Genomic DNA, 22,415 nt, shown 5'->3' with positions numbered 1-22,415 from the left:
GAAATCGTGGTAACCTGTGGGAAAACAGAAGTGATGATGAAAAAGAGACACTGGACGAGGCATTGCATCGTTTGGAAGAGATGAGAATGGAGTTGGAAAGATATGAGTGTGATGAACACATTTTCCGGGAAAAAGTTTGATCCTATGCACATGAACAGTGAAGATGTATCACTGGAAGATCTTGCGCATGCACTGAGTCTGTTATGTCGTGGAGGAGGACATTTAAAATATTTTTATTCCGTAGGACAGCATTCGATAAACTGTATGAAAGAAGCAAGGGCAAGAGGATGGTCGAAGAGGGTACAGCTTGCATGTCTTCTGCATGATGCGAGTGAGGCATATATTGCGGATATTATCAGACCGGTAAAAGTACATCTGCCAGAGTATTATAAAATTGAAAGCAAAATAATGGACTGTATTTTGGAGAAATTTGGTCTGGGTGATCTGAGTGAAGAAGAAAATTCCAGATGGAGGCAGATCGATGATGAGATACTGGATCATGAACTCAGAGAACTGATGATCGGAGAAAAAGACAGACCCGTAAAGTCACTGGCATCTGTTACGGATATGACAGAGCGAAACTGGAAGGATGTTGCAGAGGAATTTATAATATTGGCGGAGGCACTGATAAAGGAGAAATAAGCTATAAAAATTGCAGAAATAAGGAAGTGTTGTGTATATGAAAACACGTGAAGAAGCATTAAAGTTTGGCCTGTCATTTAAAAGTGTATACGAAGAAAAACCTTTCCATGATCCGAACTGGCAGCTGATAAGGGTAAAAGGAAGCAAAAAGGCTTTCCTATGGATTTATGAACGCAACGGATATATCAATCTGAATGTAAAAACAGATCCGGAATGGCGCGATTTCTGGCGATCCGCATATGAGTCTGTGACAGCGGGATACCACCAGGATAAAGAACACTGGAATACGATTATACTGGATGGAAGCATACCGGATAAAGACATCAAGAGAATGATTGCCGAAAGTTATGATCTGATCACAGACAGTCCGACGAAGCGAATCTATGAGGCAGTAAAACGAATCCCAAAAGGCCATGTTGCAACATATGGGAAAGTTGCAGAAATGGCAGGGAACCCCAAAATGTCACGGGCAGTCGGAAATGCGCTGCATAAAAATCCGGATCCGGAGCATATCCCGTGTTTTCGGGTAGTCAATTCGAAGGGAGAACTTGCCGGAGCCTTTGCATTCGGAGGAGGCGGCGCACAGGCAAAACTTCTGGAAGCAGACGGTGTAGAAGTGGTCAATGGCAAAGTAGATCTCAAAAAATATGGAATCTGAAAAAAAGAAGGGAGCATATCACTTTCTTATAGCAGGATCATCCAGACCAACATGGAAGTCATCGCAGCGATATGTAATGTACCGATGATTCGAAATGGAAACAGCAGGATAAATATCGGCAATATGGTGAAAATGACAGCCCAAGCGGGAATGCTGCGGTACCGGTAACGATAGCCACTTTTTTAGACGATTATAATTCGGAAAAGCTTATGTTATACTGTTGTAGAAATGTTTGATATTTTGTGTGAAAATAGGATGATTATATTTATTGGAGGAAAACTAATGAAAACACGCAGATTGGGCAAAACTGAATTAGAGGTCAGTGAAATTGGTTTTGGCGGTGAGTGGCTGGAACGTCATCCGGAAGAGGAAAGTATTGAGCTGATTCGTTATGCTTCATCAAAGGGAATCAACATTCTGGACTGCTGGATGGCAGATCCGAAATCCAGAAATATTATCGGAGAGGGAATCAAAGAAAACCGCTCCAAATGGTTTATTCAGGGACATATCGGTTCTACATGGAAAGATGAGCAGTATTTCCGTACAAGAGATATGAAATATGTGCGTCCGGCTTTTGAAGATCTTCTGAAGAGACTGCAGACAGATTATATTGATCTCGGAATGATTCATTATGTGGATTCTGAAGAAGAATGGGAGCAGATCCAGCATTCGGATTATCTGGAGTATGTGATGGACTTAAAAAAGAACGGAGTGATCCGTCATATCGGTATGAGTTCCCACAACCCGAAAGTAGCGGTAAAGGCGGCAGAGTCCGGTTATGTGGAAATGATTCTTTTCAGCATCAATCCGGCATTTGACATGCTTCCTGCAAGTGAAAATATTGATACGATGTTCGCGGAGAAATTTGATGAAAATCTGAAAGGAACAGACCCGGATCGTGCACGTCTGTACAAGGTATGTGAACAGAATGATGTGGGAATTACAGTAATGAAAGGTTTTGCAGGCGGAAGACTTTTTGATGAAAAACGTTCCCCGTTCGGAGTAAGCCTGACACCGGTACAGTGTATTCACTATGCACTGACACGTCCGGCGGTCTGTTCGATCATGTGCGGCTATGATACAAAAGAACAGGTGGATCAGGCAACAGCATACGAAAATGCGAACGAAGAGGAGAAGGATTATGCATCAGTGATTGCCAGTGCACCTTTTCACTCCTACAGAGGAGAGTGTACATACTGCGGTCATTGCAAACCATGTGTATCTAATCTGGATATCGCAATGATCAACAAGTTTTATGATCTTGCGACGATGCAGCCGGAAGTTCCGGCAACGGTTCAATCGCATTATGAATTGCTGGAGCACAAAGCATCTGAATGTATCGGATGCCAGGCATGTGAAGCAAGGTGTCCGTTCGGTGTGCCAATCGCGGAACGTATGGAAAAAACAGCAAAATTATTTGGATGTTAAAAAGCACAGACAGGGAAAGAAGATTATGAAAGAAAATTTAAAGGTACTTATGATAAACGGAAGTCCGAAATCAAATGGAAATACATCAATCGCACTGCGAGAGATGGAGAAAGTTTTTAAAGAAAACGGAGTCGATGTGGAAACAGTGACAGTTGGAAATAAAGCCATTCGTGGATGTGTTGCATGTAATTCCTGCTATGAAAAAGGTAAATGTGTCTTTGACGATATCGTAAATGAACTTGCACCGAAATTTGAAGAAGCAGATGGTCTTGTGGTTGCAAGTCCGGTCTATTATGCGTCTGCAAATGCAACGCTGATCGCCTGTCTTGACCGCCTGTTTTACAGCAGTCATTTTGATAAGACGATGAAAGTCGGTGCAAGTATCGCCTGTGCCAGACGAGGCGGATGTTCGGCGACGTTTGACGAACTCAATAAATATTTTACCATATCCGGAATGCCGATTGCATCCAGCCAGTATTGGAACAGTATTTACGGAAGAACTCCGGGTGAAGCCGAAAAGGACGAAGAAGGCAAGCAGACCATGCGCACCCTTGCTGCCAATATGACATTCCTGATGAAGAGCATCGCACTTGGCAAAGAGCAGTTAGGACTTCCTGAAAAAGAAGAAAGAGTAGCAACACATTTTATCCGATAAGAAAAACAAATCTACATAAACAGCTGTGTATATTTAATTGAGAATATATATAGCTGTTTTTAGTACTAAAATAAAGTCAGTGGCAACTAACTAGAGGCAACAGGGGAAAACCTCTGGAAATTGACAAAATAGTTAATTCTATACGATGGGGAAATAAATATGACAGGACAGGTACTGGCAGGGATTGCTGCAATTTCTTTATTTGTTATCCGGGTCCACCAAATTTCAGATTTGAGATACCTCAGATAATAGTAAATGAGTATAAAGTCATCCAGATTTTAAAAATTAGATGACTTATACCTTGGAAAATATAGTGCAAGTCATGGCAAGCGACAAAAATGGATGGTTCAAATGTGAATAAGTCTGATTTGGGGTAGGATCGTTTGAGTAAAATGATTTTTTCTTGCGAAAGAGGAGCTTATGTGCTATTCTTATTAAGGCTATAAAGGGAATGAAGTTCTCCCTGAGTAATAAATTACTTAAACCGCTTATGAAAGCTGATGACTTCTGCGAGTAAACTGACGCAGAAAGTCTCAGCTTTTTCTGCGTATATAGGGAGGAATTTTATGTTATTAAGTATTTCACTGATTCTAATTTTGGGAATGTTCATGGGATGGATATGCCGGAAAATGAAGTTACCGGCTTTACTTGGAATGTTAATCACCGGCATTATTCTGGGACCATATGGGCTTAATCTGCTGGATGGCAGTATTCTTGGAATATCTGCAGAACTTCGTAAAATAGCATTGATCATCATTCTTACAAGAGCAGGTCTCGGGCTGGATCTGTCCGGACTTAAAAAGATTGGAAGACCTGCAGTTCTTATGTGTTTTGTACCGGCATCTTTTGAATTGCTGGGTATGATTCTGCTGGCACCAAAACTAATGGGATTAAGCGTATTAGAGTCGGCTGTTATGGGCGCAGTACTTGCAGCAGTTTCACCGGCTGTTGTTGTTCCCAGAATGGTGAAGCTTATGGATGAGGGCTATGGAGTAAAAGAAGGAATTCCACAATTGATCCTTGCAGGCGCATCCGTTGACGATGTGTATGTCATAGTTCTGTTTTCCACATTTGTCGGAATGATGCAGGGGGAAGGCGCTTCTATACTTAAGTTTGTAAATATTCCGGTTTCCATATTTTTCGGAATTGCAATAGGATTGTTCCTGGGTGTGTTACTGGCATATTTCTTTAAAAAAGTACATATACGGGATACATCAAAAGTGCTTATCATTTTGAGCATTTCATTTTTGCTTGTAGTAATTGAGGATAAATTGACAACAGCAATTACATTTTCATCATTGATTGCGGTTATGTTTATCGGAATAGGATTACAGAAAAAGAGAGAAGCTGTTGCTAAAAGACTCTCTGTAAAATATGGGAAGTTATGGGTTGCGGCAGAAGTTTTTCTGTTTGTGCTTGTAGGAGCAACTGTAAATATTGAATACCTTGGAAAAGTCGGAGCCAAAGCTTTCGTTGTTATTATTGGGGCATTGATATTTCGAATGTTTGGTGTATTTGTATGTCTGCTGGGAACAAATCTTAAAAGAAAAGAGCAATTGTTTGCTATGATGGCCTATACACCAAAAGCAACTGTTCAGGCTGCGATTGGAGGAATCCCGCTTGCATTGGGGTTGGCCTGTGGAGATACCGTACTTACTGTGGCGGTTCTTGCAATAGTATTTACTGCACCGCTGGGGGCATTTGCTATTGATTTGTCATATAAGAAATTACTGAATAAATAATGAATGGGATAAAATATGTAAAGAGAATAATGTAAAAGCTTTTGTAAATCTTTCAGAATAACACTTGCAAAGTCTTCCTGAGTTTTGTATAATATTTTGCATATATGCAGCCCGGATGAATGGGTTGAGTGTGAACTGGGGGCACCACTTTTCACAGGATATTTTAGGCGCCGGACAACACCATAAGTGTGTTGTCCGGTGCCTTTTTGCGTATATAAGAAAGTGAAAGGAGCGTATAGATGGTAAAAATCAATGGTGAGGATAAAGACATTACAGGAAAAAATCTTCTGGAATATCTGAATGAAGCGGGATATAAATCAGAATGGGTAGTTGTAGAACGCAATTTTGAGATCATCCCAAGAGAAAATCTCGGCAATGTGACGATTCAGGATAATGATGAAATAGAAGTCCTTCGTTTTGTCGGAGGAGGCTGAAAATCCTGCAATGAACCAGGCAAAATAAACAGAAAGAGAGAACAGAAGATGGAAGATAAATTAGTATTAGGCGGAAAAGAATTTAAAAGTCGTTTTATTCTTGGATCAGGAAAATATAATCTGAATCTGATCAAAGCAGCAGTTGAACAGGGTGGTGCGGAGATCATTACGCTTGCACTTCGTCGTGCAAATACGCAGGAGAGTGAAAATATTCTTGATTTTATTCCAAAAGGAGTGACGCTGCTGCCAAATACATCAGGAGCGAGAACAGCAGAAGAGGCGGTCCGTATCGCGAGACTGAGCAGGGCAATGGGATGCGGAAATTTTGTAAAAATTGAAGTTATGCGTGATGCGAAGTATCTTTTCCCAGATAACTATGAAACGGTCAAGGCAACGGAGATTCTGGCTAAGGAAGGATTTGTTGTTTTGCCTTATATGAATCCGGATCTGAATGTGGCAAGAGACCTTCAGAATGCAGGTGCGGCTGCGGTTATGCCGCTGGCAGCCCCAATTGGCAGCAACAAAGGTCTTGCAACAAAAGCTATGATCCAGATACTGATTGATGAGATTGATCTGCCGGTTATTGTAGACGCGGGAATCGGAAAACCATCTCAGGCATGTGAATCAATGGAAATGGGTGCAGCAGCGATCATGGCCAACACCGCGATTGCAACAGCGGGAAATGTGCCGGAAATGGCATCTGCATTTAAACTGGCGATTGAAGCCGGAAGAAAAGCTTATCTTACCGGAATGGGACGAGTTCTTGCCAGAGGTGGAAGCGCATCCGATCCGCTGACAGGATTTTTGCGCTAAGGAGGAAGCGGAATCATGAATGAAGAAAATCAGGTATATTTTATAGACAGTGACAAACTTCCACCGGCAGCGCTGGAGAGAAAACACAGACTTGAGCAGGATCCGTCTTTCCGTACAAATCATATGGAATATATGGAAGGAATGCAGGTTATTCAATCTGATATAAAAGATAAAGTACTTCGGGCAATGGATGAGTATGATTATGACGCTTATACCGCAGGTGATGTGGAACGGGCGCTTTCCCATGAATCCTGTTCGATAGAAGATTTTAAAGCACTTTTGTCCCCGGCAGCGGCACCGTATCTTGAACAGATGGCAAGAAAAGCAGAGGAACTTACAAAGAATCATTTCGGAAATACGGTCTATATTTTTACTCCGTTATATATTGCGAATTACTGCCAGAATTACTGCATTTACTGTGGATTTAACTGCTACAATAATATCAGGCGTAAAAAGCTGACGTTTGAAGAAATTGAACATGAGATGCAGGTCATTGCAAAGACCGGTATGGAAGAGATCCTGATGCTGACAGGAGAGAGCCGCACATATTCTGATGTGAAATATATCGGTGAAGCTGTAAAGATTGCAAGAAAATATTTCAAAAATATCGGAATTGAGATTTATCCTGTGAATGTAGACGAATATCAATATCTGCATGAATGTGGTGTGGATTACGTCACGGTTTTTCAGGAAACTTATAATACAGACAAATATGAGACACTTCATCTTATGGGACATAAACGTGTCTGGCCATACCGTTTTGATGCACAGGAACGTGCACTGATAGGAGGCATGAGAGGAGCCGGATTTTCTGCACTTCTGGGATTGGATGATTTCCGGAAAGATGCACTGGCTACAGCACTGCATGTTTACTACATTAACCGCAAATATCCACATGCAGAGCTTTCTTTGAGCTGTCCGCGTCTACGTCCGATTGTCAACAACGACAGAATCAATCCGCGTGATGTGGGAGAAAAAGAACTCTGTCAGGTATTGTGTGCATATCGTATATTTCTTCCGTTCGCGGGAATTACAGTATCAAGCCGTGAAAGTGCCACGTTTCGAAATGGAATCGCAAAAATCTGTGCAACGAAGGTGTCGGCAGGCGTTTCTACCGGAATTGGTGATCATGAAGAAAAATATGAAGGCAAAGAAGATGATAATGTCGGAGACGAGCAGTTTGAAATTAACGATGACCGTTCCTTCGGAAAAATGTATGAAGATATGGAGCAGGGCGGTTTACAGCCGGTTCTGAATGATTACATCTATGTATAAAAAATATGAACATACTATAGTAATTACGAATCGTACACTGGTGCAGGGAGATTTTTTTGAGCAGATGCAAAAAGTGATTCTTCTGCATCCACATGCGGTGATTTTACGAGAAAAAGATCTGCCGGATGATGCGTATGAAGTAGTTGCAGAAAAAGTTCTGGACATGTGCAGAGAAGAAGACGTAAATTGTTTCCTGCACTCCAGAATTACTATAGCAAAAAGTCTGGGCTGCGGACGGATTCATCTGTCCATTCCCGTAATTGAGGAAATGAAAGAAGAGGAACAAAGAAATCTCAGAAAAGATTTTCAGGAAATCAGTGTTTCCTGTCACAGTATGGAAGATATGAAAACTGCTGTAAAAAACGGAGCCACGCAGATTATTCTTGGAACGATCTTTGAAACGGAATGCAAAAAAGGACTTAAGGGAAAAGGACTGGAATTTGTTCGGGAAATCTGCAAAGCATGTCCGGTGCCGGTATATGCAATCGGCGGTATCAATATGGAGCGTCTGCCGCAGGTGATTGATGCAGGTGCGGCCGGCGGATGTATGATGTCCGGTTTTATGAAAATATAGCATAAAATCTGCTGTCAGAATAAGAGGGTGGTATCCTGAGTGGTACCCTGAGTGGTACCCTGCCCCTATTCGGGCAAAACAAAAGAGCCTGAATGCCTTGATGTTAAAGGCTTTCAGGCTCTTAATGAGCAGGGGATGAGAGAATCGAACTCCCACCAAAGGTTTTGGAGACCCCTATCATACCATTTGACCAATCCCCTGTATCAGCGAAGTGTAATTATTTCATCTGCAACGAATGAAATTATAACAGATAACGCTGTTGTTGTCAAGCGGAGATGGAGGGATTTGAACCCTCGCACCGGTTGCCCGATCTACCGCATTTCGAGTGCGGACCCTTCAGCCACTTGGGTACATCTCCATGTCTGATATCCACCAAACATGTTCCATTATATAAGGTGATGGGGGAAAGGTCAATCTTTTTTATGCGGAAAGGACAATTCTTTTTGTTGACGTGAAAAGGATACTATAATAATATGTTAATATAAAAGCATTGAATTGAATGGAAAGAGGTTGACTTATGGACAGAAAAAAAGATGCGATCTTAAAAGCAACAGCTGCATTGACTGAAAATTATAAAAATGAAGAATTATTTATGCCGAAGAACGGAAGAAGTCTTCCGAGCAGAGCAGTGATCATTGATGTAGTAAAGGAGCTGCGTGCTGTAATCTTCCCGGGATATTTCTGGTCAGATTCTGCAGCAGGCATGTTTCCGGAATATTATACAGGCTACAGACTAAATGATCTTTACGACAGACTGAAAGAGCAGATTGAAATCGCACTTCTGTATGCAAATCAGGAAATAGAGCAGCAGGAGGCATCAGAGCAGGCAGATCGTATCTGCGGCGGATTTTTTGAAAAGCTCCCGGAAGTGCAGGAGAGACTTCTGAAAGATGTGCAGGCTGGTTTTGATGGAGACCCGGCTGCAAAGAGCAAAGAAGAGATTATTTCTTCCTATCCGGGCGTGTTTGCAATCTATGTATACCGTCTGGCACATATTCTCTATGTGGAGAATGTTCCTCATATTCCTAGAATTATGACAGAGTATGCACATGGCAAGACCGGTATCGATATTAATCCCGGGGCTGTGATCGGCGATTATTTCTTTATTGACCATGGAACCGGTGTGGTAATCGGTGAGACTACAGAAATTGGCCGCAATGTGAAGCTGTACCAGGGAGTGACTCTGGGAGCACTTTCTACCAGACAGGGACAGCAGCTTGCAAATGTCAAACGTCATCCGACAATCTGTGATAATGTAACGATTTATTCAAATTCATCTGTACTCGGCGGTGAGACTGTGATTGGAGAGAATACAATCATTGGTGGTAATACCTTTATTACAGAATCTATTCCGGCGAATACAAAGGTCAGCGCCAAGAGTCCGGAACTTGTAATTAAGAAGCCGCGTAATGCTGTATCAAAAGCCGATGTGTGGGACTGGCAGGACTAAAACATAAGTTGACAAAACTACCCAAAATAACAGGAAAAAATATATTATAAAAAAAATTAAAAAAATTTAAAAATACCTGTTGACAAATCATGAGTTATAAGATATACTCAATATCGTTGAAGCGAGCGAAACAAAAACGCATCGCAAGCACAGCGATATGCGGGTGTAGTTCAATGGTAGAACACCAGCCTTCCAAGCTGGATACGTGGGTTCGATTCCCATCACCCGCTCTTATGCGATAGTGGCGTAGTTGGTAACGCGCGACCTTGCCAAGGTCGAGACCGCGGGTTCGAGCCCCGTCTATCGCTCTTGAGGACTCTGAGATTTCAGAGTCCTTTTTCTATTATAAAAATAAGGAGGAATGAAATATGCCGATACCAACCCCACACATTGAAGCGAAAAAAGAGGAAATTGCAGGAACGGTCATCATGCCGGGTGATCCGCTTCGTGCCAAGTATGTAGCCGAGCACTTTCTGGAGAATGCAAAACTTGTAAATAAAGTCCGGAATGTATATGGTTATACCGGAACTTACAGAGGTAAGGAACTTACTGTAATGGCAAGTGGAATGGGCATGCCGTCCATGGGGATTTATTCTTATGAACTGTTTAAGTTTTATGATGTGGAAAATATTATCCGTATTGGATCGGCCGGCGCATATACAGACCACCTGGCAGTGTATGACGTAGTTCTTGTGGACAGTGCATGGAGCCAATCCAGCTTTGCAAAAGTACAGAATGGATGTCAGGATGATGTAATGTATCCGTCAAAAGAATTTAATGCAAAGATCCTTGAGACAGCAGAACGCTTGCAGATACCGGTAAAACCGGCGAGAGTTCATTCCTCTGATGTATTTTATGCAGAAGATAATATGGACGATTTCCGGGAACTTTATCGGAAACATCAGTGCGAGTGTGTAGAAATGGAAAGCTTCGCACTGTTTCACAATGCGAAGCTTCTTGGAAAAAATGCAGCCTGCCTTCTGACAATTTCAGATTCTTTCGTGACACATGAAGAGCTTTCTTCACTGGCAAGACAGGAATCTTTTGAAAATATGATGAAGGTGGCTCTGGAATCCTGCTGATCAGGAAGTTGTTCTGTCCTTCTCAATCAGTCCGTAAAAAGACAGAAGATACAGACCGCAGATTCCGACCAGACCGTAGATAATACGGGAGAGCCAGCTCATACTGCCAAAGAGAAGGGCAACGAGGTTCAGATTGAAAAAACCGATCAGGCCCCAGTTGATCGCACCGATTATGGCAATTGTAAGTGAAAAATACTGTAAGAATTTATTTCCCATAAGTCACCATCCTTTCACAGTGCTAGTATTCCATAATCGCAAAAAAAATATTCGCAGCAGATTTTTCTGCTGCGAATTTTTTTGAAAATTCATTTTACTGTAATTTGATTGTCTGTGAAGTGACATTACCATCTCCGAATGCGAACGCTTCGGATGCTTCCAGCGTTACATCGGATTTATCATTCAAAGAAAATGCGTAACAGATGGTCACGGTTTTTCCCGGTTCAACTTCTGCGATGTAGTTGTTGATTGCCGGATCATCTTCTTTCGGTACTGCCGGAGAAAGTTTTTCTCCATTTTGTGAGGCTGAAAGCTGTACATCGACAAGCGCGCTGGAAGTAGAACTGCTGTTGTTTGTATAATCACAGTAGAGCATCAGACAGTCGCTGTCATCGATTTCCTGTGCGATACGGAACTGCGTCAGTCTCAGTGTGAAATGATCATTTTCCATATCAATGCTTGTGGTACTGCTCGGTGTTGTATTTTCAACTGTAGCGTCCGGATTGTTCAGATCTGCAAGAGACTGGTCAATCTCATCCTGTACGTTGGTAAAGTTTGCAGACATGACTCTTACAGTATCAGCATCAAGGGCAACGATCTTCCATTTACCATCGGATTCAATTACCGGATAAGTAATATCGGTTTCTGTAAATTTATCTTCTACAGTAGATGATTTCTCATCGAGAAGGGAAGCAAGTTTCTGCTCTGTTTCTTCTTCGGTAAGTGTTGAACCGGAAAATGCGGTGGAAACGATCTGTTTCAGAAACTCGGTGATAGTTTCTTTGTAAATGTCGGCACCGTCAATATAACGGATGTGCGCAGTTACAGAAGCAGTTCCGTTCTGGATCTGGAAACTTGTCTTCGTGATTTTGTAGCTCATTTTTTCATTGATTTTTTTGAAAAATGAGGTGTAGGCATTACTCGTGATGTCTGCGTCATCGAGGGCGGACATGTCATTGCTCTGCAGAAGAGCCTTCATGCCGTCAAAATTCATTGCACGCATGTTTTCAAGAAAATCTTTGGTGGTTTCAATTGGTTTCTGACGCTCGTAGAAGTAATATCCGGCACCGCCCGCGATAACCAGAACAAGGATGACCAGAAAGATGATCAGTCCTTTTTTCTTCTTTTTCTTTCGGACTGGAGTTTTCTGCACTTCCTCATCCTCAAAAAATTCCTGATTGTTTGTATCCATATTTCCTCCTTATGAAGTTCCGGTTAAAAAGTTTTTTATTTATATATAATTTCATTATAGCAGAAGCCGGCATTGCTTGACAAGGTCAATTCCCCACTCTACAATGAAGATTAATAACATATAAGAAACTACCGATAAAACTGTGGAGGAAAAATATGATAAGAAAACAGGAAGGCACATTTTTGTCTGAGGCGGATGGATTGGAAATTTCTGCATTATGCATCATGCCGGAAGAAAAGACAGAGTACAGAGCAGTGATTCAGCTGGTTCATGGAATGAGCGAACATAAAGAACGCTATATTCCTTTTATGGAATATCTGGCGGAAAAAGGGTACATAACAGTTATTCATGATCATCGCGGACATGGAAAGAGCGTGAAGAATCCGGATGATTTGGGATATATGTATGGCGGCGGAGCAGAGGCGATGCTTCAGGATATCGGGACAGTAAATAAAGAAATACACAGACATTTTCCGGACCTCCCTGTGATTTTGTTTGGGCACAGCATGGGATCTCTGGCGGTTCGTGCTTTTGCAGCGGAGCATGATGACTGTATCGATATGCTGATTGTCTGTGGCTCTCCGAGTGAAAACAAGGCGAGACCGCTCGGTAAGGCGATTGCCTGTGTTGAAGGCAGAATTCTGGGTGCGCATCATAAAAGTAAACTGCTTGAGGCAATGTCGCTTGGCGCGTATGCAATGAAATTCCGCGGCGAAGGGAACAGAAATTCTTGGATCTGTTCGGACCCGGAAGTTTATAAAGCATATACTGAATCAGATTTATGCGGATTTACCTTTACGGATGATGCATATCTGGCATTGTTTGACCTGATGAAAAAGGCATATGATGTTCACGGCTGGAGATGTACACGATCCAAAATGCCGGTTCTTTTTATAAGTGGAGCAGAGGATCCGTGTCTTGGTAATGTACGTAAGTTTGCGGGTGCTGTCCATGCGATGCGCAGAGCCGGTTATCTGGATGTCAAAGGCAAGCTCTATCAGGGTATGCGGCATGAAATTCTGAATGAAAAAGATCACGAAAAAGTCTGGAAGGATATTGCTGCATACATAAAGAAAAAAGGATTTTAAAATAGCAACAATTCTGGTATAATGATTTTTGTGAATATTTACCAGATTTGGAGGAGAGACAATGAGAGCAAGTGGCATTTTGATGGGAATATCCAGTGTTCCGTCAAAGTATGGAATAGGATGTTTTTCAAAGGAGGCCTATGATTTTGTAGATCAGCTGGAGAAGGCCGGACAGCAGTACTGGCAGATTCTTCCACTGGGACCAACCGGATATGGTGATTCGCCATACCAGTCAGTGTCCACATTTGCAGGAAACCCGTACTTTATTGATCTGGAGACTTTGATCGATAAGAAATTACTGACAAAGGAAGAATGTGAAAGCTGTGACTGGGGCGGAAGCGAATCTTATGTTGATTATGAGAAGATGTACCTGTCCCGCTTCAAACTGCTCCGCAAAGCATATGAAAGAGCCAATTTAAAAAATGATCCGGATTATGTTGCATTTTTGAAACAAGAAGAAGACTGGCTTTTGGACTACTGCCTGTTTATGGCAATCAAGAATGCACAGAATGGTAAATGCTGGATCGACTGGCCGGAAGAATTAAAGGACCGCCATTCAAAAGCCGTAAAAGAAGCAGAGAAAGAACTGGCAGAAGAAGTTGAATTCTATAGTTTCCAGCAGTATTGCTTTACCACGCAGTGGAGCAAGCTTAAAAAATATGCCAACAAAAAGGGAATCCAGATCATTGGAGATGTGCCAATCTATGTAGCTTTGGACAGTTCAGATGCATGGGCAAATCCAGAGATGCTCCAGTTTGATGAAGACTATAATCCGAAAGCTGTTGCGGGATGTCCGCCGGATGCATTTTCTGCAAGCGGACAGCTTTGGGGTAATCCTCTGTATGACTGGAAAAAGCTGAAAAAAGACAATTACGGTTGGTGGGTTCAGCGAATGCGCCACAGTCTGAAGCTTTATGATGTTGTGCGTATTGACCATTTTCGCGGATTTGATGAGTATTATGCGATCCCGTATGGGGACAAGACTGCCGAAAACGGTGAATGGGAAAAGGGACCGGGTATGGATCTGTTCCGCGCTCTGCATAAAGATATCAAAGAGTTGCGTGTGATCGCCGAGGATCTGGGATTCCTTACAGAGAGTGTTCTGGACATGCTGAAAGAAAGCGGTTTCCCGGGAATGAAGGTATTACAGTTTGCCTTTGACGGAAGTGAGGACAGCAGTTATCTTCCATACAAATATGACAGTAACTGTGTCGTTTATACAGGAACGCATGACAATGAAACAACAAAAGGCTGGCTCGAAAACCTTCAGGGTCATGACCTGAACTTTGTAAGAGAGTACATAAATTGTTATGAACAGCCGGTTAATGACTGTGTATGGGCGTTGATACGTACGGCACTGTCAAGTGTGGCAGAACTTGCAATCATCCCGATTCAGGATTATCTGTGTCTTGGTAATGAAGCACGTATGAATGCACCGTCTACACTTGGTGATAACTGGAAATGGAGACTTACAAAGAATCAGATTTCCGAGACAACACTGTACCATATAAGAGAAGTAACCAGAATCTATGGCCGCCTGGCAAAAGAATCGGTTGTCTCCGAAGAAAAAGAAACTGAGAAAGAAAAGATTAAGGCAGAAACAGACACTAAGGCTGAGAAAAAAGGAGAGGCATAATGAGTGAACAGGATAAAATGACAGAGCAGGAGACAGAAGTGACTGCCTCTGGTGAGAACTCGCAGGAAGAAAAGAAACCGGAAGTACCAACCAGGAGTATGATATTGATGATTCTGGCAGGATGTTATCTTTTGTATACGGGCTATCGGCTTTGCAAGAATGTGCTGGAGGGTGTAGAAGGTGGCAGTTGGGGATTTTTTGCGGCAGGTGTCGGATTTATCATCGTCGGTGCTGTAATGCTTTTTACAGGTGGAAGGAATTATCTGCGCCGTGAAAAGGAAAAACGTGCAGAACAGGAAGCACAGACACAGGTTATCAGGGAAACACAGCCGGCAGAAGAAAAGAAGACCATGAGTATTGCAGAACGTGCAAGACTTGCAGAAAGTCTGGATGATGTCGGGGAGACTGAAACACAGGCTGATACAGAAAAAGAAGAATAAGAATATCGACAGAGATTCTTATAGATAAGAAAAAGCGTCGCAGAATCAGGATCTGCGGCGCTTTTTGCGATTTTTTTTACGTTTGCGTGAAGAAGAACCAGGTGTATGTAAGGAGGACCAGCAAAAAAGCTGAACCAGAATAATTCCGATCAATGCACCTGAGCTGTCAATGCAAACATCCCTGACAGAGGGACCACGGCCGCCGACAAAGGACTGGTGGTATTCGTCAAGTCCGGCAAAACCGACACAGAAAATGCCGGCAAGAAGGAACAGCCAGATACCGCGGATACGATAAACGTAAAGTGGGAAAGAAATTGCTACGGCCAGAAGGAAATATTCGGTCATATGCGCTGCTTTTCTTACATAAAAATGAATATTGTCTGCTTCATAGCTTAATTCATAAGAATCCTTGTTTTCGTGTAAAACCTCGTTCTTGACTTCTACAATTTTATAGCTGATCTTGTAACTTAATTCCCCGGACACCTCCCCGGTCTGGGCTGAGAATGAAAAGATCAGATACATCATAAGAAGCGCAGGAAGAAAAGATAAGGGTTTCAAAAGTGTAATCAGTATTTTCATGGGTTTTAATATAGCATGGCTCCAGAAAAAAGTAAAGATAGGAAAAAATGACAAAAATGCTGAAAAATACAATGTTTTTTAAATGAATCCGAAGGTTCACAGAAAAAACGATAGGTGGTAAAATGAAAGGAAACAGTGTTAAAAAGAATGTCAGGAAAAAAGATGAATATTTATGATGAACCGGAATTTTCAGAAGGTGCATCTTATGTTGTGATGTGTTATAATTTATACGGAAATGATACAGAGCCGGGACCGAAAGCGGATCTGGAGAATATAAAGTTTATATGATGGGGAAATGAAAGGAGAAATGCAATGAGTTTGGCAGATGTTACTTTTATTAATATGTGCAAAGATGTAATAGAAAACGGGACAAGTACAGAAGGCGAGAAAGTACGTCCGGTATGGGAAGACGGCACACCGGCCTACACGATCAAACGATTTGGCGTGGTGAACCGTTATGATCTACGTAAAGAATTTCCGGCACTGACTCTACGTAGGACAGCGTTGAAGAGTGCAATGGATGAGATCTTATGGATCTGGCAGAAAAAATCCAATGATATCCATGACCTGCACAGTCATATCTGGGACAGCTGGGCAGATGAAAATGGTTCTATCGGCAAGGCATATGGCTATCAGCTGCAGGTAAAACACCAGTACAAAGAGGGCATGATGGATCAGGTTGACCGTGTTTTATATGATCTCAAAAATAATCCGTACAGTCGTCGTATCATGACTAATATTTATGTGCATCAGGATCTCCACGAGATGAATCTGTATCCATGTGCATATTCTATGACTTTTAATGTGACGAAAGAACCGGGAAAAGACAAACTTACACTAAACGCGGTGCTGAACCAGCGTTCACAGGATATTCTGGCTGCAAACAACTGGAATGTATGTCAGTATTCCATCCTTCTGATGATGATTGCGCAGGTATGTGATATGGAGGCTGGAGAGCTTGTGCATGTGATCGCAGACTGTCATATTTATGACCGTCATGTACCGGTGATCAAAGAACTGATCAGTCGTACACCTTATCCGGCACCGACCGTGAAACTTAACCCGGAAATCAAAAATTTCTATGATTTTACAACGGATGATCTGATCGTAGAAAATTATCAGACATGGCCGCAGATCAAAAATATTCCGATCGCAGTCTGATCCGTGTGAACGGGAAAGAAATCTACCTGGAGAAAGGAACGTTAAAATGAATATTATCGTAGCAGCAGATAAAAACTGGGCAATCGGCAAAGACAACAAACTTCTGGTGAGCATTCCGGCAGATATGAAAATGTTCCGTCAGGAAACGACTGGTAAGGTCGTTGTTATGGGACGCAAGACTCTGGAAAGTTTTCCGAACGGGCTTCCGCTCAAAAACAGAACCAATATCGTACTTACCGGAAACAAAAATTATAAAGTAAAAGATGCAATTATCGTTCATACTATTGAAGAACTCCTTGAAGAAATTAAAAAATATCCGTCAGAGGAAGTATACTGTATCGGTGGAGACAGTGTGTACAAACAGCTTCTTCCTTACTGCGATATCGCCCATGTGACAAAGATTGACTTTGGATATGAAGCAGACAGTTATTTCCCGAATCTTGATGAGATGCCGGAATGGAAAATCACTGCAGAAAGTGATGAACAGACATATTTTGATCTGGAATATTCCTTCGTAAAATATGAAAGAGTAAAATAAATCTTTTTCTCTGTGATTTTTACATTGAAGTCACCACAATAAAGTGCTAAAATGGGTAGCAAAGATATCCATACGAATGGAGGAAGATATATTATGGAAAAAAAGAACATTGACTGGGGCAGCATCGGATTCGGCTATATTCCGACAGACTATCGTTATGTTGCCAACTTCAAAGATGGTAAATGGGATGAAGGAACTCTGACCACAGATCCGAACGTTACACTGAACGAATGTGCATGTGTATTCCAGTATGCACAGACTGTATTTGAAGGTATGAAAGCCTACACAACAGAAGACGGACATATTGTAACATTCCGTCCGGACCTCAACGCAGAGCGCCTTGCAAATTCTGCAAGAAGACTGGAAATGCCGGTATTCCCGGAGGATCGTTTTGTTGATGCTGTCGTGCAGACAATCAAAGCAAATGAAGCTTATGTACCGCCATACGGCTCAGGTGCAACACTTTATGTACGTCCGTACATGTTCGGAAGCAACCCTGTTATCGGTGTAAAACCGGCTGATGAATATCAGTTCCGTATCCTTACTACACCGGTTGGACCGTATTTCAAGGGCGGCGCAAAACCGATTACGATCCGTGTTACAGATTTTGACCGTGCCGCACCGCATGGAACAGGACACATCAAAGCAGGTCTGAACTATGCAATGAGCCTTCATGCAATTATGGATGCACATCGTCAGGGTTATGACGAAAATATGTATCTTGATTCTGCTACAAGAACAAAAGTTGAAGAGACAGGTGGAGCAAACTTCATCTTCGTTACAAAGGACAACACCGTTGTAACACCGAAGTCCAATAGTATTCTTCCATCCATCACACGCCGTTCTCTGATATATGTTGCAGAACATTATCTCGGACTGAAAGTCGAAGAACGTGAAGTATATCTGGACGAAGTAAAAGATTTCGCAGAATGCGGACTTTGCGGTACTGCAGCAGTTATCTCTCCGGTTGGAAAGATCGTAGACCATGGCAAAGAAATCTGCTTCCCAAGTGGAATGGAAGAAATGGGACCGACAACAAAGAAACTTTACGAGACACTTACCGGAATCCAGATGGGACGCATCGAAGCTCCGGAAGGATGGATCAAAGTTATCGAATAATTTATGATGCAGGGCCAAAAGATTTAAATCCATATGAGCTTACTCATAAATTCAAGACAAGGTGCAGGACGCTTTCCTGTACCTTGTTTTTTTGTCCGTATTTCTGTATAATAAGAAATAGTTTACAGGAGGATGGCATGGATAAAAAATCTTATGACAACGGATCGGATTTCAGCTTTGTAGAGCAGAAAGTCCGCGAAGTTCAGACAACTATAGAAAATGCGGTCAAAACAAGCAATTATCAGGAACTGAACCAGTCAATCACAAGAATGGTAAACAGCACCCTGAAACAATATCAGAAAGAGCATCCGGAGAAGGCTGGATATCGTAAGCCGGAAGCAGGGGCACAGAAAGTGCGGGGGACTGTCGAAAATACAGAAACGCATCCGGAGCTTTATGGTAATACCGGCGGAGAAAAAGTAAAGGATATCCTGTTGATCGTGTTTGGCGGAATTATTTCCGGAAGTATGGCAATCGGGCTTCTGACTGTGCAGATCCTGCAGGCGGTCATGGGACACGGAGGTATTGGTTCCACAGTTGTGACACTGATCGGTACACTTGCCGGAGTCGGGATGATCGGCAGCGGATGCACTGGTCTGGGCAGACTGAAACGTTTTCAGAAATACAAAAAAACACTGGGACACAAAACATATTGTAGTTTTGAAGATCTGGCGAAAACAGTCGGCAGAAGCATAAAATCAGTCAAAAAAGATATTCACTATATGATCGCGAAAAGCTGGTTTCTGGAAGGAAGAACAGATACAAAGGAAACCTGCCTGATCACAAGCAATGAAACCTACAGACAGTATGAAGAAACGCAGAAGGCGCTGGAACAGCGCAGTGCCGAGGAAGCGCAGAAGAGAATGCAGGAGAGTGAAAAGCAGAGCCGGATCAGTCCTCAGGTGCAGGAAGTCCTTGATAAGGGTGAAGCATATATTAAGAAAATCCATGCAAGTAATGATGCGATTCCGGGAGAAGAGATTTCAGCAAAAATTGCAAAAATGGAACAGATCGTAGAGCAGATTTTCCAGAGAGCAGAGGAGCACCCGGAGATTATTCCGGATCTCAAAAAGATGATGGATTATTATCTTCCGATGACAGTGAAACTTCTGGATGCTTATGAAGATATGGACAGACAGCCGATTCAGGGGGAGACAATCCGGGCTTCAAAGAAAGAAATTGAGGATACTCTGGATACATTGAACGAAGCATTTGCAAAACTTCTGGATTCTGTATTTCAGGATACGGCATGGGATGTGTCAAGTGATATATCCGTTCTGCATACCATGCTTGCACAGGAGGGGCTGACAGTAAATGATTTTGAGAAAAAGTAATTTAAGCAATTCAAAATAAAAGCAGCAAGGATATACGACATGCAGAAAATGAGAGGGAAAACGTTATGGGTGATGAAATGAAGCAGGCAGAAACAGGAATGCCGTCGCTGACACTGGAGCCGGAACTTGTCATGGAACAGGAAAAAGAACCGGAAGTACAGGCACAGCTGATGGAGGTTACGCAGGAAATGAATCCGGTACAGCAGAAAATGGCACAGACTGTCCTTACGCCGGAAGAACAGCAGATGGTCGAAGATTTTGCAGGAAAGATCGATCTGGAAAATCTGACACAGGTTATGCAGTATGGAGCTGGAACACAGAAGAAGATGGCTGATTTTTCTGATGAAGCACTGAAAAATGTACGTTCACAGGATCTTGGCGAGGTAGGCGATCTTCTGACCGGAGTAGTCGGAGAATTAAAGGGTTTTGATGCTGAAGAAGAAAAGGGATTGTTTGGCTTCTTCAAGAAACAGGCAAACAAGATCGAAACTCTGAAAAACAAATATGACAAAGCAGAGGCAAATGTCGAAAAAATTTCCGAGACACTGGAGCAGCATCAGGTGCGCCTTCTTAAGGATTCTGCGATGATGGATAAGATGTATGAGCAGAATCTTCTGTATTTCAAGGAACTGTCCATGTACATTCAGGCAGGCAAGTTAAGCCTTTCCAGAATGCGGGACGGCAAGCTTAAAGAATTGGAAGAGAAAGCAAAGCTAACCGGTCTTCCGGAAGATGCACAGGCAGCAAAAGATCTGGACAGCAAATGTGCCAGATTCGAAAAGAAGCTTCATGATCTGGAACTTACCAGAATGATTTCCCTTCAGACAGCACCGCAGATCCGTCTGGTGCAGAATAACGATACAATGATGGCAGAAAAGATCCAGACGACACTGGTCAACACAATCCCGCTCTGGAAAAGCCAGATGGTGCTTGCTCTTGGTATTGCACATTCTACAGAGGCGGCACAGGCACAGAGCCAGGTGTCTGATCTTACGAATGAACTGCTTCGCAAAAACGCTGAGAAACTTCATATGGCATCTGTGGAGACTGCAAAAGAATCCGAGCGTGGCATTGTTGATATGGAAACTTTACAGAAAACAAATGCCGACCTGATCCAGACACTGGATGATGTGATGAAAATTCAGAGAGAAGGCAGAGAGAAACGACAGGCTGCTGAGGCAGAAATGCTTAAGATGGAGAATGATCTGAAGGCAAAACTGCTGGAAATCCAGCACTGACATATGGATAAGAGGAGCTGTTTGACATAGACAGCTCCGCTTTTTCGCTAAAAGGAGAGAAGATTATGTATCGTGATCATACAAAAGTTGTACAGATAGGAAATAAAAAGATCGGCGGAGGAAACCCGATCCTGATCCAGTCTATGACAAACACAAAAACAGAAAATGTAGAGGCAACTGTGCGTCAGATTCTGGAACTTGAAGCTGCCGGATGTGATATCATTCGCTGTGCAGTACCGACGATGGAAGCAGCACAGGCTTTAAAAGAAATTAAGAAACAGATTCATATTCCGCTCGTTGCTGATATTCATTTTGACTATCGCCTTGCAATTGCAGCAATGGAAAACGGCGCAGATAAAATCCGTATTAATCCCGGAAATATCGGAAGTACAGACAGGATTCAGGCTGTCGTGGATGTGGCAAAAGAACGTAACATTCCGATCCGTGTTGGTGTAAACAGCGGTTCCCTCGAGAAAGAACTTGTAGAAAAATATCATGGTGTGACGGCAGAAGGTCTTGTGGAAAGTGCACTGGACAAAGTTCGTATTATCGAAGAAATGGGGTATGATAATCTTGTGATCAGTATCAAATCTTCTGATGTTATGATGTGTGCCAAAGCGCATGAGCTGATCGCCGAAAAGACAGATCATCCGCTTCATGTGGGAATCACAGAGGCAGGAACTCTTTATTCTGGAAATATCAAATCAGCAGTAGGCTTGGGAATTATTCTGTCACAGGGAATCGGTGATACGATACGTGTTTCTCTGACAGGTGCACCGCTGGAAGAAATCAAATCTGCGAAACGCATTCTTAAAACACTTGGACTGCGTAAGGGAGGCATTGAAGTCGTTTCCTGTCCGACCTGTGGACGTACACGTATTGATCTGATCGGACTTGCAAATCAGGTTGAGGCAATGGTACAGGATATTCCGCTGGATATTAAAGTTGCCGTCATGGGCTGCGTAGTAAACGGACCGGGAGAGGCAAAGGAAGCAGATATCGGAATTGCAGGTGGAGTCGGCGTGGGACTTCTTATCAAAAAAGGTGAAATTGTAAGGAAGGTACCGGAAAATCAGCTCCTGGATACACTTCGTGAGGAATTGCTCCACTGGGAAGCATAA

General features: G+C 42.5%; 24 protein-coding genes, 4 tRNA genes and 1 riboswitch. Of the genes, 23 read left to right on the top strand and 5 right to left on the bottom strand.

Features of this window, described 5'->3' with window-relative positions:
• Positions 1–102: 102 nt before the first annotated feature.
• The 9 genes from DWW86_RS13490 to DWW86_RS13450 all read left to right on the top strand — a co-directional run bounded on the left by DWW86_RS13490 (position 103) and on the right by DWW86_RS13450 (position 8,221).
• The gene (locus DWW86_RS13490) at positions 103–642 is read left to right on the top strand and encodes a phosphohydrolase (protein ID WP_117943673.1); all 540 of its coding nucleotides are present in this window, start codon (positions 103–105) and stop codon (positions 640–642) included.
• A gap of 37 nt (positions 643–679) precedes the next feature.
• A complete protein-coding gene (locus DWW86_RS13485) occupies positions 680–1,300 on the top strand; it encodes a methylated-DNA--[protein]-cysteine S-methyltransferase (protein ID WP_117943672.1) in 621 nt (206 codons plus the stop codon).
• 282 nt (positions 1,301–1,582) lie between these two features.
• Positions 1,583–2,728 (top strand): aldo/keto reductase, encoded by a 1,146-nt coding sequence (locus DWW86_RS13480; protein WP_117943671.1) that lies wholly within the window; start codon positions 1,583–1,585, stop codon positions 2,726–2,728.
• A 25-nt stretch (positions 2,729–2,753) separates the two neighbouring features.
• The gene (locus DWW86_RS13475; protein ID WP_117943684.1) at positions 2,754–3,383 is read left to right on the top strand and encodes a flavodoxin family protein; all 630 of its coding nucleotides are present in this window, start codon (positions 2,754–2,756) and stop codon (positions 3,381–3,383) included.
• A 438-nt stretch (positions 3,384–3,821) separates the two neighbouring features.
• A riboswitch (Fluoride riboswitch) is annotated at positions 3,822–3,900 on the top strand.
• A 49-nt stretch (positions 3,901–3,949) separates the two neighbouring features.
• Positions 3,950–5,125, top strand: a complete 1,176-nt coding sequence (locus DWW86_RS13470; RefSeq protein ID WP_117943670.1) for a cation:proton antiporter — start codon at positions 3,950–3,952, stop codon at positions 5,123–5,125.
• A gap of 239 nt (positions 5,126–5,364) precedes the next feature.
• Positions 5,365–5,559 carry a sulfur carrier protein ThiS gene (gene thiS / locus DWW86_RS13465; RefSeq protein WP_117943669.1) on the top strand — a complete coding sequence of 65 codons (195 nt, stop codon included), beginning with the start codon at positions 5,365–5,367 and terminating at the stop codon, positions 5,557–5,559.
• Between the two features lie 48 nt (positions 5,560–5,607).
• The gene (locus DWW86_RS13460; protein WP_117943668.1) at positions 5,608–6,372 is read left to right on the top strand and encodes a thiazole synthase; all 765 of its coding nucleotides are present in this window, start codon (positions 5,608–5,610) and stop codon (positions 6,370–6,372) included.
• 15 nt (positions 6,373–6,387) lie between these two features.
• Positions 6,388–7,647: a 2-iminoacetate synthase ThiH gene (gene thiH / locus DWW86_RS13455; protein ID WP_117943667.1), complete on the top strand. Its 1,260-nt coding sequence runs from the start codon at positions 6,388–6,390 to the stop codon at positions 7,645–7,647.
• Positions 7,628–8,221, top strand: coding sequence for a thiamine phosphate synthase (locus DWW86_RS13450; RefSeq protein WP_083585480.1), 594 nt, complete (start codon positions 7,628–7,630; stop codon positions 8,219–8,221). The genes thiH and DWW86_RS13450 overlap by 20 nt, the downstream gene beginning before the upstream one ends.
• Positions 8,222–8,350: 129 nt before the next feature.
• Here the strand turns inward: DWW86_RS13450 and DWW86_RS13445 are convergent.
• Together DWW86_RS13445 and DWW86_RS13440 are read right to left on the bottom strand one after the other, a co-directional pair.
• A tRNA-Trp gene (locus DWW86_RS13445) sits at positions 8,351–8,421 on the bottom strand.
• Between the two features lie 70 nt (positions 8,422–8,491).
• Positions 8,492–8,579: transfer RNA gene (locus DWW86_RS13440), tRNA-Ser, on the bottom strand.
• A 159-nt stretch (positions 8,580–8,738) separates the two neighbouring features.
• On the opposite strand from DWW86_RS13440, the gene DWW86_RS13435 reads away from it, so the two are divergent.
• The 4 genes from DWW86_RS13435 to deoD all read left to right on the top strand — a co-directional run bounded on the left by DWW86_RS13435 (position 8,739) and on the right by deoD (position 10,753).
• A complete protein-coding gene (locus tag DWW86_RS13435) occupies positions 8,739–9,671 on the top strand; it encodes a serine O-acetyltransferase (protein WP_072521569.1) in 933 nt (310 codons plus the stop codon).
• Positions 9,672–9,830: 159 nt separating this feature from the next.
• Positions 9,831–9,901: transfer RNA gene (locus DWW86_RS13430), tRNA-Gly, on the top strand.
• Between the two features lie 5 nt (positions 9,902–9,906).
• Positions 9,907–9,979 (top strand) — tRNA-Gly (locus tag DWW86_RS13425).
• 66 nt (positions 9,980–10,045) lie between these two features.
• On the top strand, positions 10,046–10,753 hold the full coding sequence (gene deoD, locus DWW86_RS13420) for a purine-nucleoside phosphorylase (protein ID WP_117943683.1): 708 nt from the start codon (positions 10,046–10,048) through the stop codon (positions 10,751–10,753).
• Here deoD and DWW86_RS13415 read toward each other — a convergent pair whose 3' ends face one another.
• Positions 10,754–10,969, bottom strand: coding sequence for a DUF378 domain-containing protein (locus DWW86_RS13415; protein WP_072521568.1), 216 nt, complete (start codon positions 10,967–10,969; stop codon positions 10,754–10,756).
• A 94-nt stretch (positions 10,970–11,063) separates the two neighbouring features.
• Positions 11,064–12,161 carry a DUF5067 domain-containing protein gene (locus tag DWW86_RS13410; RefSeq protein WP_072521567.1) on the bottom strand — a complete coding sequence of 366 codons (1,098 nt, stop codon included), beginning with the start codon at positions 12,159–12,161 and terminating at the stop codon, positions 11,064–11,066.
• Positions 12,162–12,316: 155 nt separating this feature from the next.
• On the opposite strand from DWW86_RS13410, the gene DWW86_RS13405 reads away from it, so the two are divergent.
• The 3 genes from DWW86_RS13405 (at position 12,317) to DWW86_RS13395 (ending at position 15,325) form a co-directional block, all read left to right on the top strand.
• Positions 12,317–13,249 carry an alpha/beta fold hydrolase gene (locus DWW86_RS13405; protein ID WP_117943666.1) on the top strand — a complete coding sequence of 311 codons (933 nt, stop codon included), beginning with the start codon at positions 12,317–12,319 and terminating at the stop codon, positions 13,247–13,249.
• Positions 13,250–13,310: 61 nt separating this feature from the next.
• Positions 13,311–14,885 (top strand): 4-alpha-glucanotransferase, encoded by a 1,575-nt coding sequence (gene malQ / locus DWW86_RS13400; RefSeq protein WP_072521565.1) that lies wholly within the window; start codon positions 13,311–13,313, stop codon positions 14,883–14,885.
• A complete protein-coding gene (locus DWW86_RS13395) occupies positions 14,885–15,325 on the top strand; it encodes a DUF308 domain-containing protein (RefSeq protein ID WP_072521564.1) in 441 nt (146 codons plus the stop codon). The genes malQ and DWW86_RS13395 overlap by 1 nt, the downstream gene beginning before the upstream one ends.
• 45 nt (positions 15,326–15,370) lie before the next feature.
• On the opposite strand, the gene DWW86_RS13390 is transcribed toward DWW86_RS13395, so the two are convergent.
• A complete protein-coding gene (locus tag DWW86_RS13390) occupies positions 15,371–15,904 on the bottom strand; it encodes a VanZ family protein (RefSeq protein WP_072521563.1) in 534 nt (177 codons plus the stop codon).
• A gap of 162 nt (positions 15,905–16,066) precedes the next feature.
• On the opposite strand from DWW86_RS13390, the gene DWW86_RS17430 reads away from it, so the two are divergent.
• From DWW86_RS17430 to ispG, 7 genes are all read left to right on the top strand, one after another.
• Positions 16,067–16,192 (top strand): hypothetical protein, encoded by a 126-nt coding sequence (locus tag DWW86_RS17430; RefSeq protein WP_286187732.1) that lies wholly within the window; start codon positions 16,067–16,069, stop codon positions 16,190–16,192.
• Positions 16,193–16,216: 24 nt separating this feature from the next.
• Positions 16,217–17,065 carry a thymidylate synthase gene (gene thyA / locus DWW86_RS13380; RefSeq protein WP_072521562.1) on the top strand — a complete coding sequence of 283 codons (849 nt, stop codon included), beginning with the start codon at positions 16,217–16,219 and terminating at the stop codon, positions 17,063–17,065.
• A gap of 46 nt (positions 17,066–17,111) precedes the next feature.
• Positions 17,112–17,603 (top strand): dihydrofolate reductase, encoded by a 492-nt coding sequence (locus tag DWW86_RS13375; protein WP_117943665.1) that lies wholly within the window; start codon positions 17,112–17,114, stop codon positions 17,601–17,603.
• 93 nt (positions 17,604–17,696) lie between these two features.
• Positions 17,697–18,722: a branched-chain amino acid aminotransferase gene (locus tag DWW86_RS13370; protein WP_117943664.1), complete on the top strand. Its 1,026-nt coding sequence runs from the start codon at positions 17,697–17,699 to the stop codon at positions 18,720–18,722.
• Between the two features lie 137 nt (positions 18,723–18,859).
• The gene (locus tag DWW86_RS13365) at positions 18,860–20,056 is read left to right on the top strand and encodes a 5-bromo-4-chloroindolyl phosphate hydrolysis family protein (protein WP_117943663.1); all 1,197 of its coding nucleotides are present in this window, start codon (positions 18,860–18,862) and stop codon (positions 20,054–20,056) included.
• Between the two features lie 65 nt (positions 20,057–20,121).
• On the top strand, positions 20,122–21,294 hold the full coding sequence (locus DWW86_RS13360; protein WP_117943662.1) for a toxic anion resistance protein: 1,173 nt from the start codon (positions 20,122–20,124) through the stop codon (positions 21,292–21,294).
• A 65-nt stretch (positions 21,295–21,359) separates the two neighbouring features.
• The gene (gene ispG, locus DWW86_RS13355; protein ID WP_117943661.1) at positions 21,360–22,415 is read left to right on the top strand and encodes a flavodoxin-dependent (E)-4-hydroxy-3-methylbut-2-enyl-diphosphate synthase; all 1,056 of its coding nucleotides are present in this window, start codon (positions 21,360–21,362) and stop codon (positions 22,413–22,415) included.

Source organism: Ruminococcus sp. AF17-22AC (assembly GCF_003460065.1).
GTDB lineage: Bacteria > Bacillota > Clostridia > Lachnospirales > Lachnospiraceae > Blautia_A.
The sequence above is the reverse complement of the archived record's forward strand: the minus strand, read 5'-3'. Positions and strand labels throughout refer to the sequence as shown.

Coding starts and splice junctions, on each gene's coding strand:
- DWW86_RS13490 (WP_117943673.1), top strand. CDS start 103: ATGAGTGTGATGAACACATTTTCCGGGAAAAAGTTTGATCCTATGCAC.
- DWW86_RS13485 (WP_117943672.1), top strand. CDS start 680: ATGAAAACACGTGAAGAAGCATTAAAGTTTGGCCTGTCATTTAAAAGT.
- DWW86_RS13480 (WP_117943671.1), top strand. CDS start 1,583: ATGAAAACACGCAGATTGGGCAAAACTGAATTAGAGGTCAGTGAAATT.
- DWW86_RS13475 (WP_117943684.1), top strand. CDS start 2,754: ATGAAAGAAAATTTAAAGGTACTTATGATAAACGGAAGTCCGAAATCA.
- DWW86_RS13470 (WP_117943670.1), top strand. CDS start 3,950: ATGTTATTAAGTATTTCACTGATTCTAATTTTGGGAATGTTCATGGGA.
- thiS (WP_117943669.1), top strand. CDS start 5,365: ATGGTAAAAATCAATGGTGAGGATAAAGACATTACAGGAAAAAATCTT.
- DWW86_RS13460 (WP_117943668.1), top strand. CDS start 5,608: ATGGAAGATAAATTAGTATTAGGCGGAAAAGAATTTAAAAGTCGTTTT.
- thiH (WP_117943667.1), top strand. CDS start 6,388: ATGAATGAAGAAAATCAGGTATATTTTATAGACAGTGACAAACTTCCA.
- DWW86_RS13450 (WP_083585480.1), top strand. CDS start 7,628: ATGATTACATCTATGTATAAAAAATATGAACATACTATAGTAATTACG.
- DWW86_RS13435 (WP_072521569.1), top strand. CDS start 8,739: ATGGACAGAAAAAAAGATGCGATCTTAAAAGCAACAGCTGCATTGACT.
- DWW86_RS13415 (WP_072521568.1), bottom strand. CDS start 10,969: ATGGGAAATAAATTCTTACAGTATTTTTCACTTACAATTGCCATAATC.
- DWW86_RS13410 (WP_072521567.1), bottom strand. CDS start 12,161: ATGGATACAAACAATCAGGAATTTTTTGAGGATGAGGAAGTGCAGAAA.
- DWW86_RS13405 (WP_117943666.1), top strand. CDS start 12,317: ATGATAAGAAAACAGGAAGGCACATTTTTGTCTGAGGCGGATGGATTG.
- malQ (WP_072521565.1), top strand. CDS start 13,311: ATGAGAGCAAGTGGCATTTTGATGGGAATATCCAGTGTTCCGTCAAAG.
- DWW86_RS13395 (WP_072521564.1), top strand. CDS start 14,885: ATGAGTGAACAGGATAAAATGACAGAGCAGGAGACAGAAGTGACTGCC.
- DWW86_RS13390 (WP_072521563.1), bottom strand. CDS start 15,904: ATGAAAATACTGATTACACTTTTGAAACCCTTATCTTTTCTTCCTGCG.
- DWW86_RS17430 (WP_286187732.1), top strand. CDS start 16,067: ATGAATATTTATGATGAACCGGAATTTTCAGAAGGTGCATCTTATGTT.
- thyA (WP_072521562.1), top strand. CDS start 16,217: ATGAGTTTGGCAGATGTTACTTTTATTAATATGTGCAAAGATGTAATA.
- DWW86_RS13375 (WP_117943665.1), top strand. CDS start 17,112: ATGAATATTATCGTAGCAGCAGATAAAAACTGGGCAATCGGCAAAGAC.
- DWW86_RS13370 (WP_117943664.1), top strand. CDS start 17,697: ATGGAAAAAAAGAACATTGACTGGGGCAGCATCGGATTCGGCTATATT.
- DWW86_RS13365 (WP_117943663.1), top strand. CDS start 18,860: ATGGATAAAAAATCTTATGACAACGGATCGGATTTCAGCTTTGTAGAG.
- DWW86_RS13360 (WP_117943662.1), top strand. CDS start 20,122: ATGGGTGATGAAATGAAGCAGGCAGAAACAGGAATGCCGTCGCTGACA.
- ispG (WP_117943661.1), top strand. CDS start 21,360: ATGTATCGTGATCATACAAAAGTTGTACAGATAGGAAATAAAAAGATC.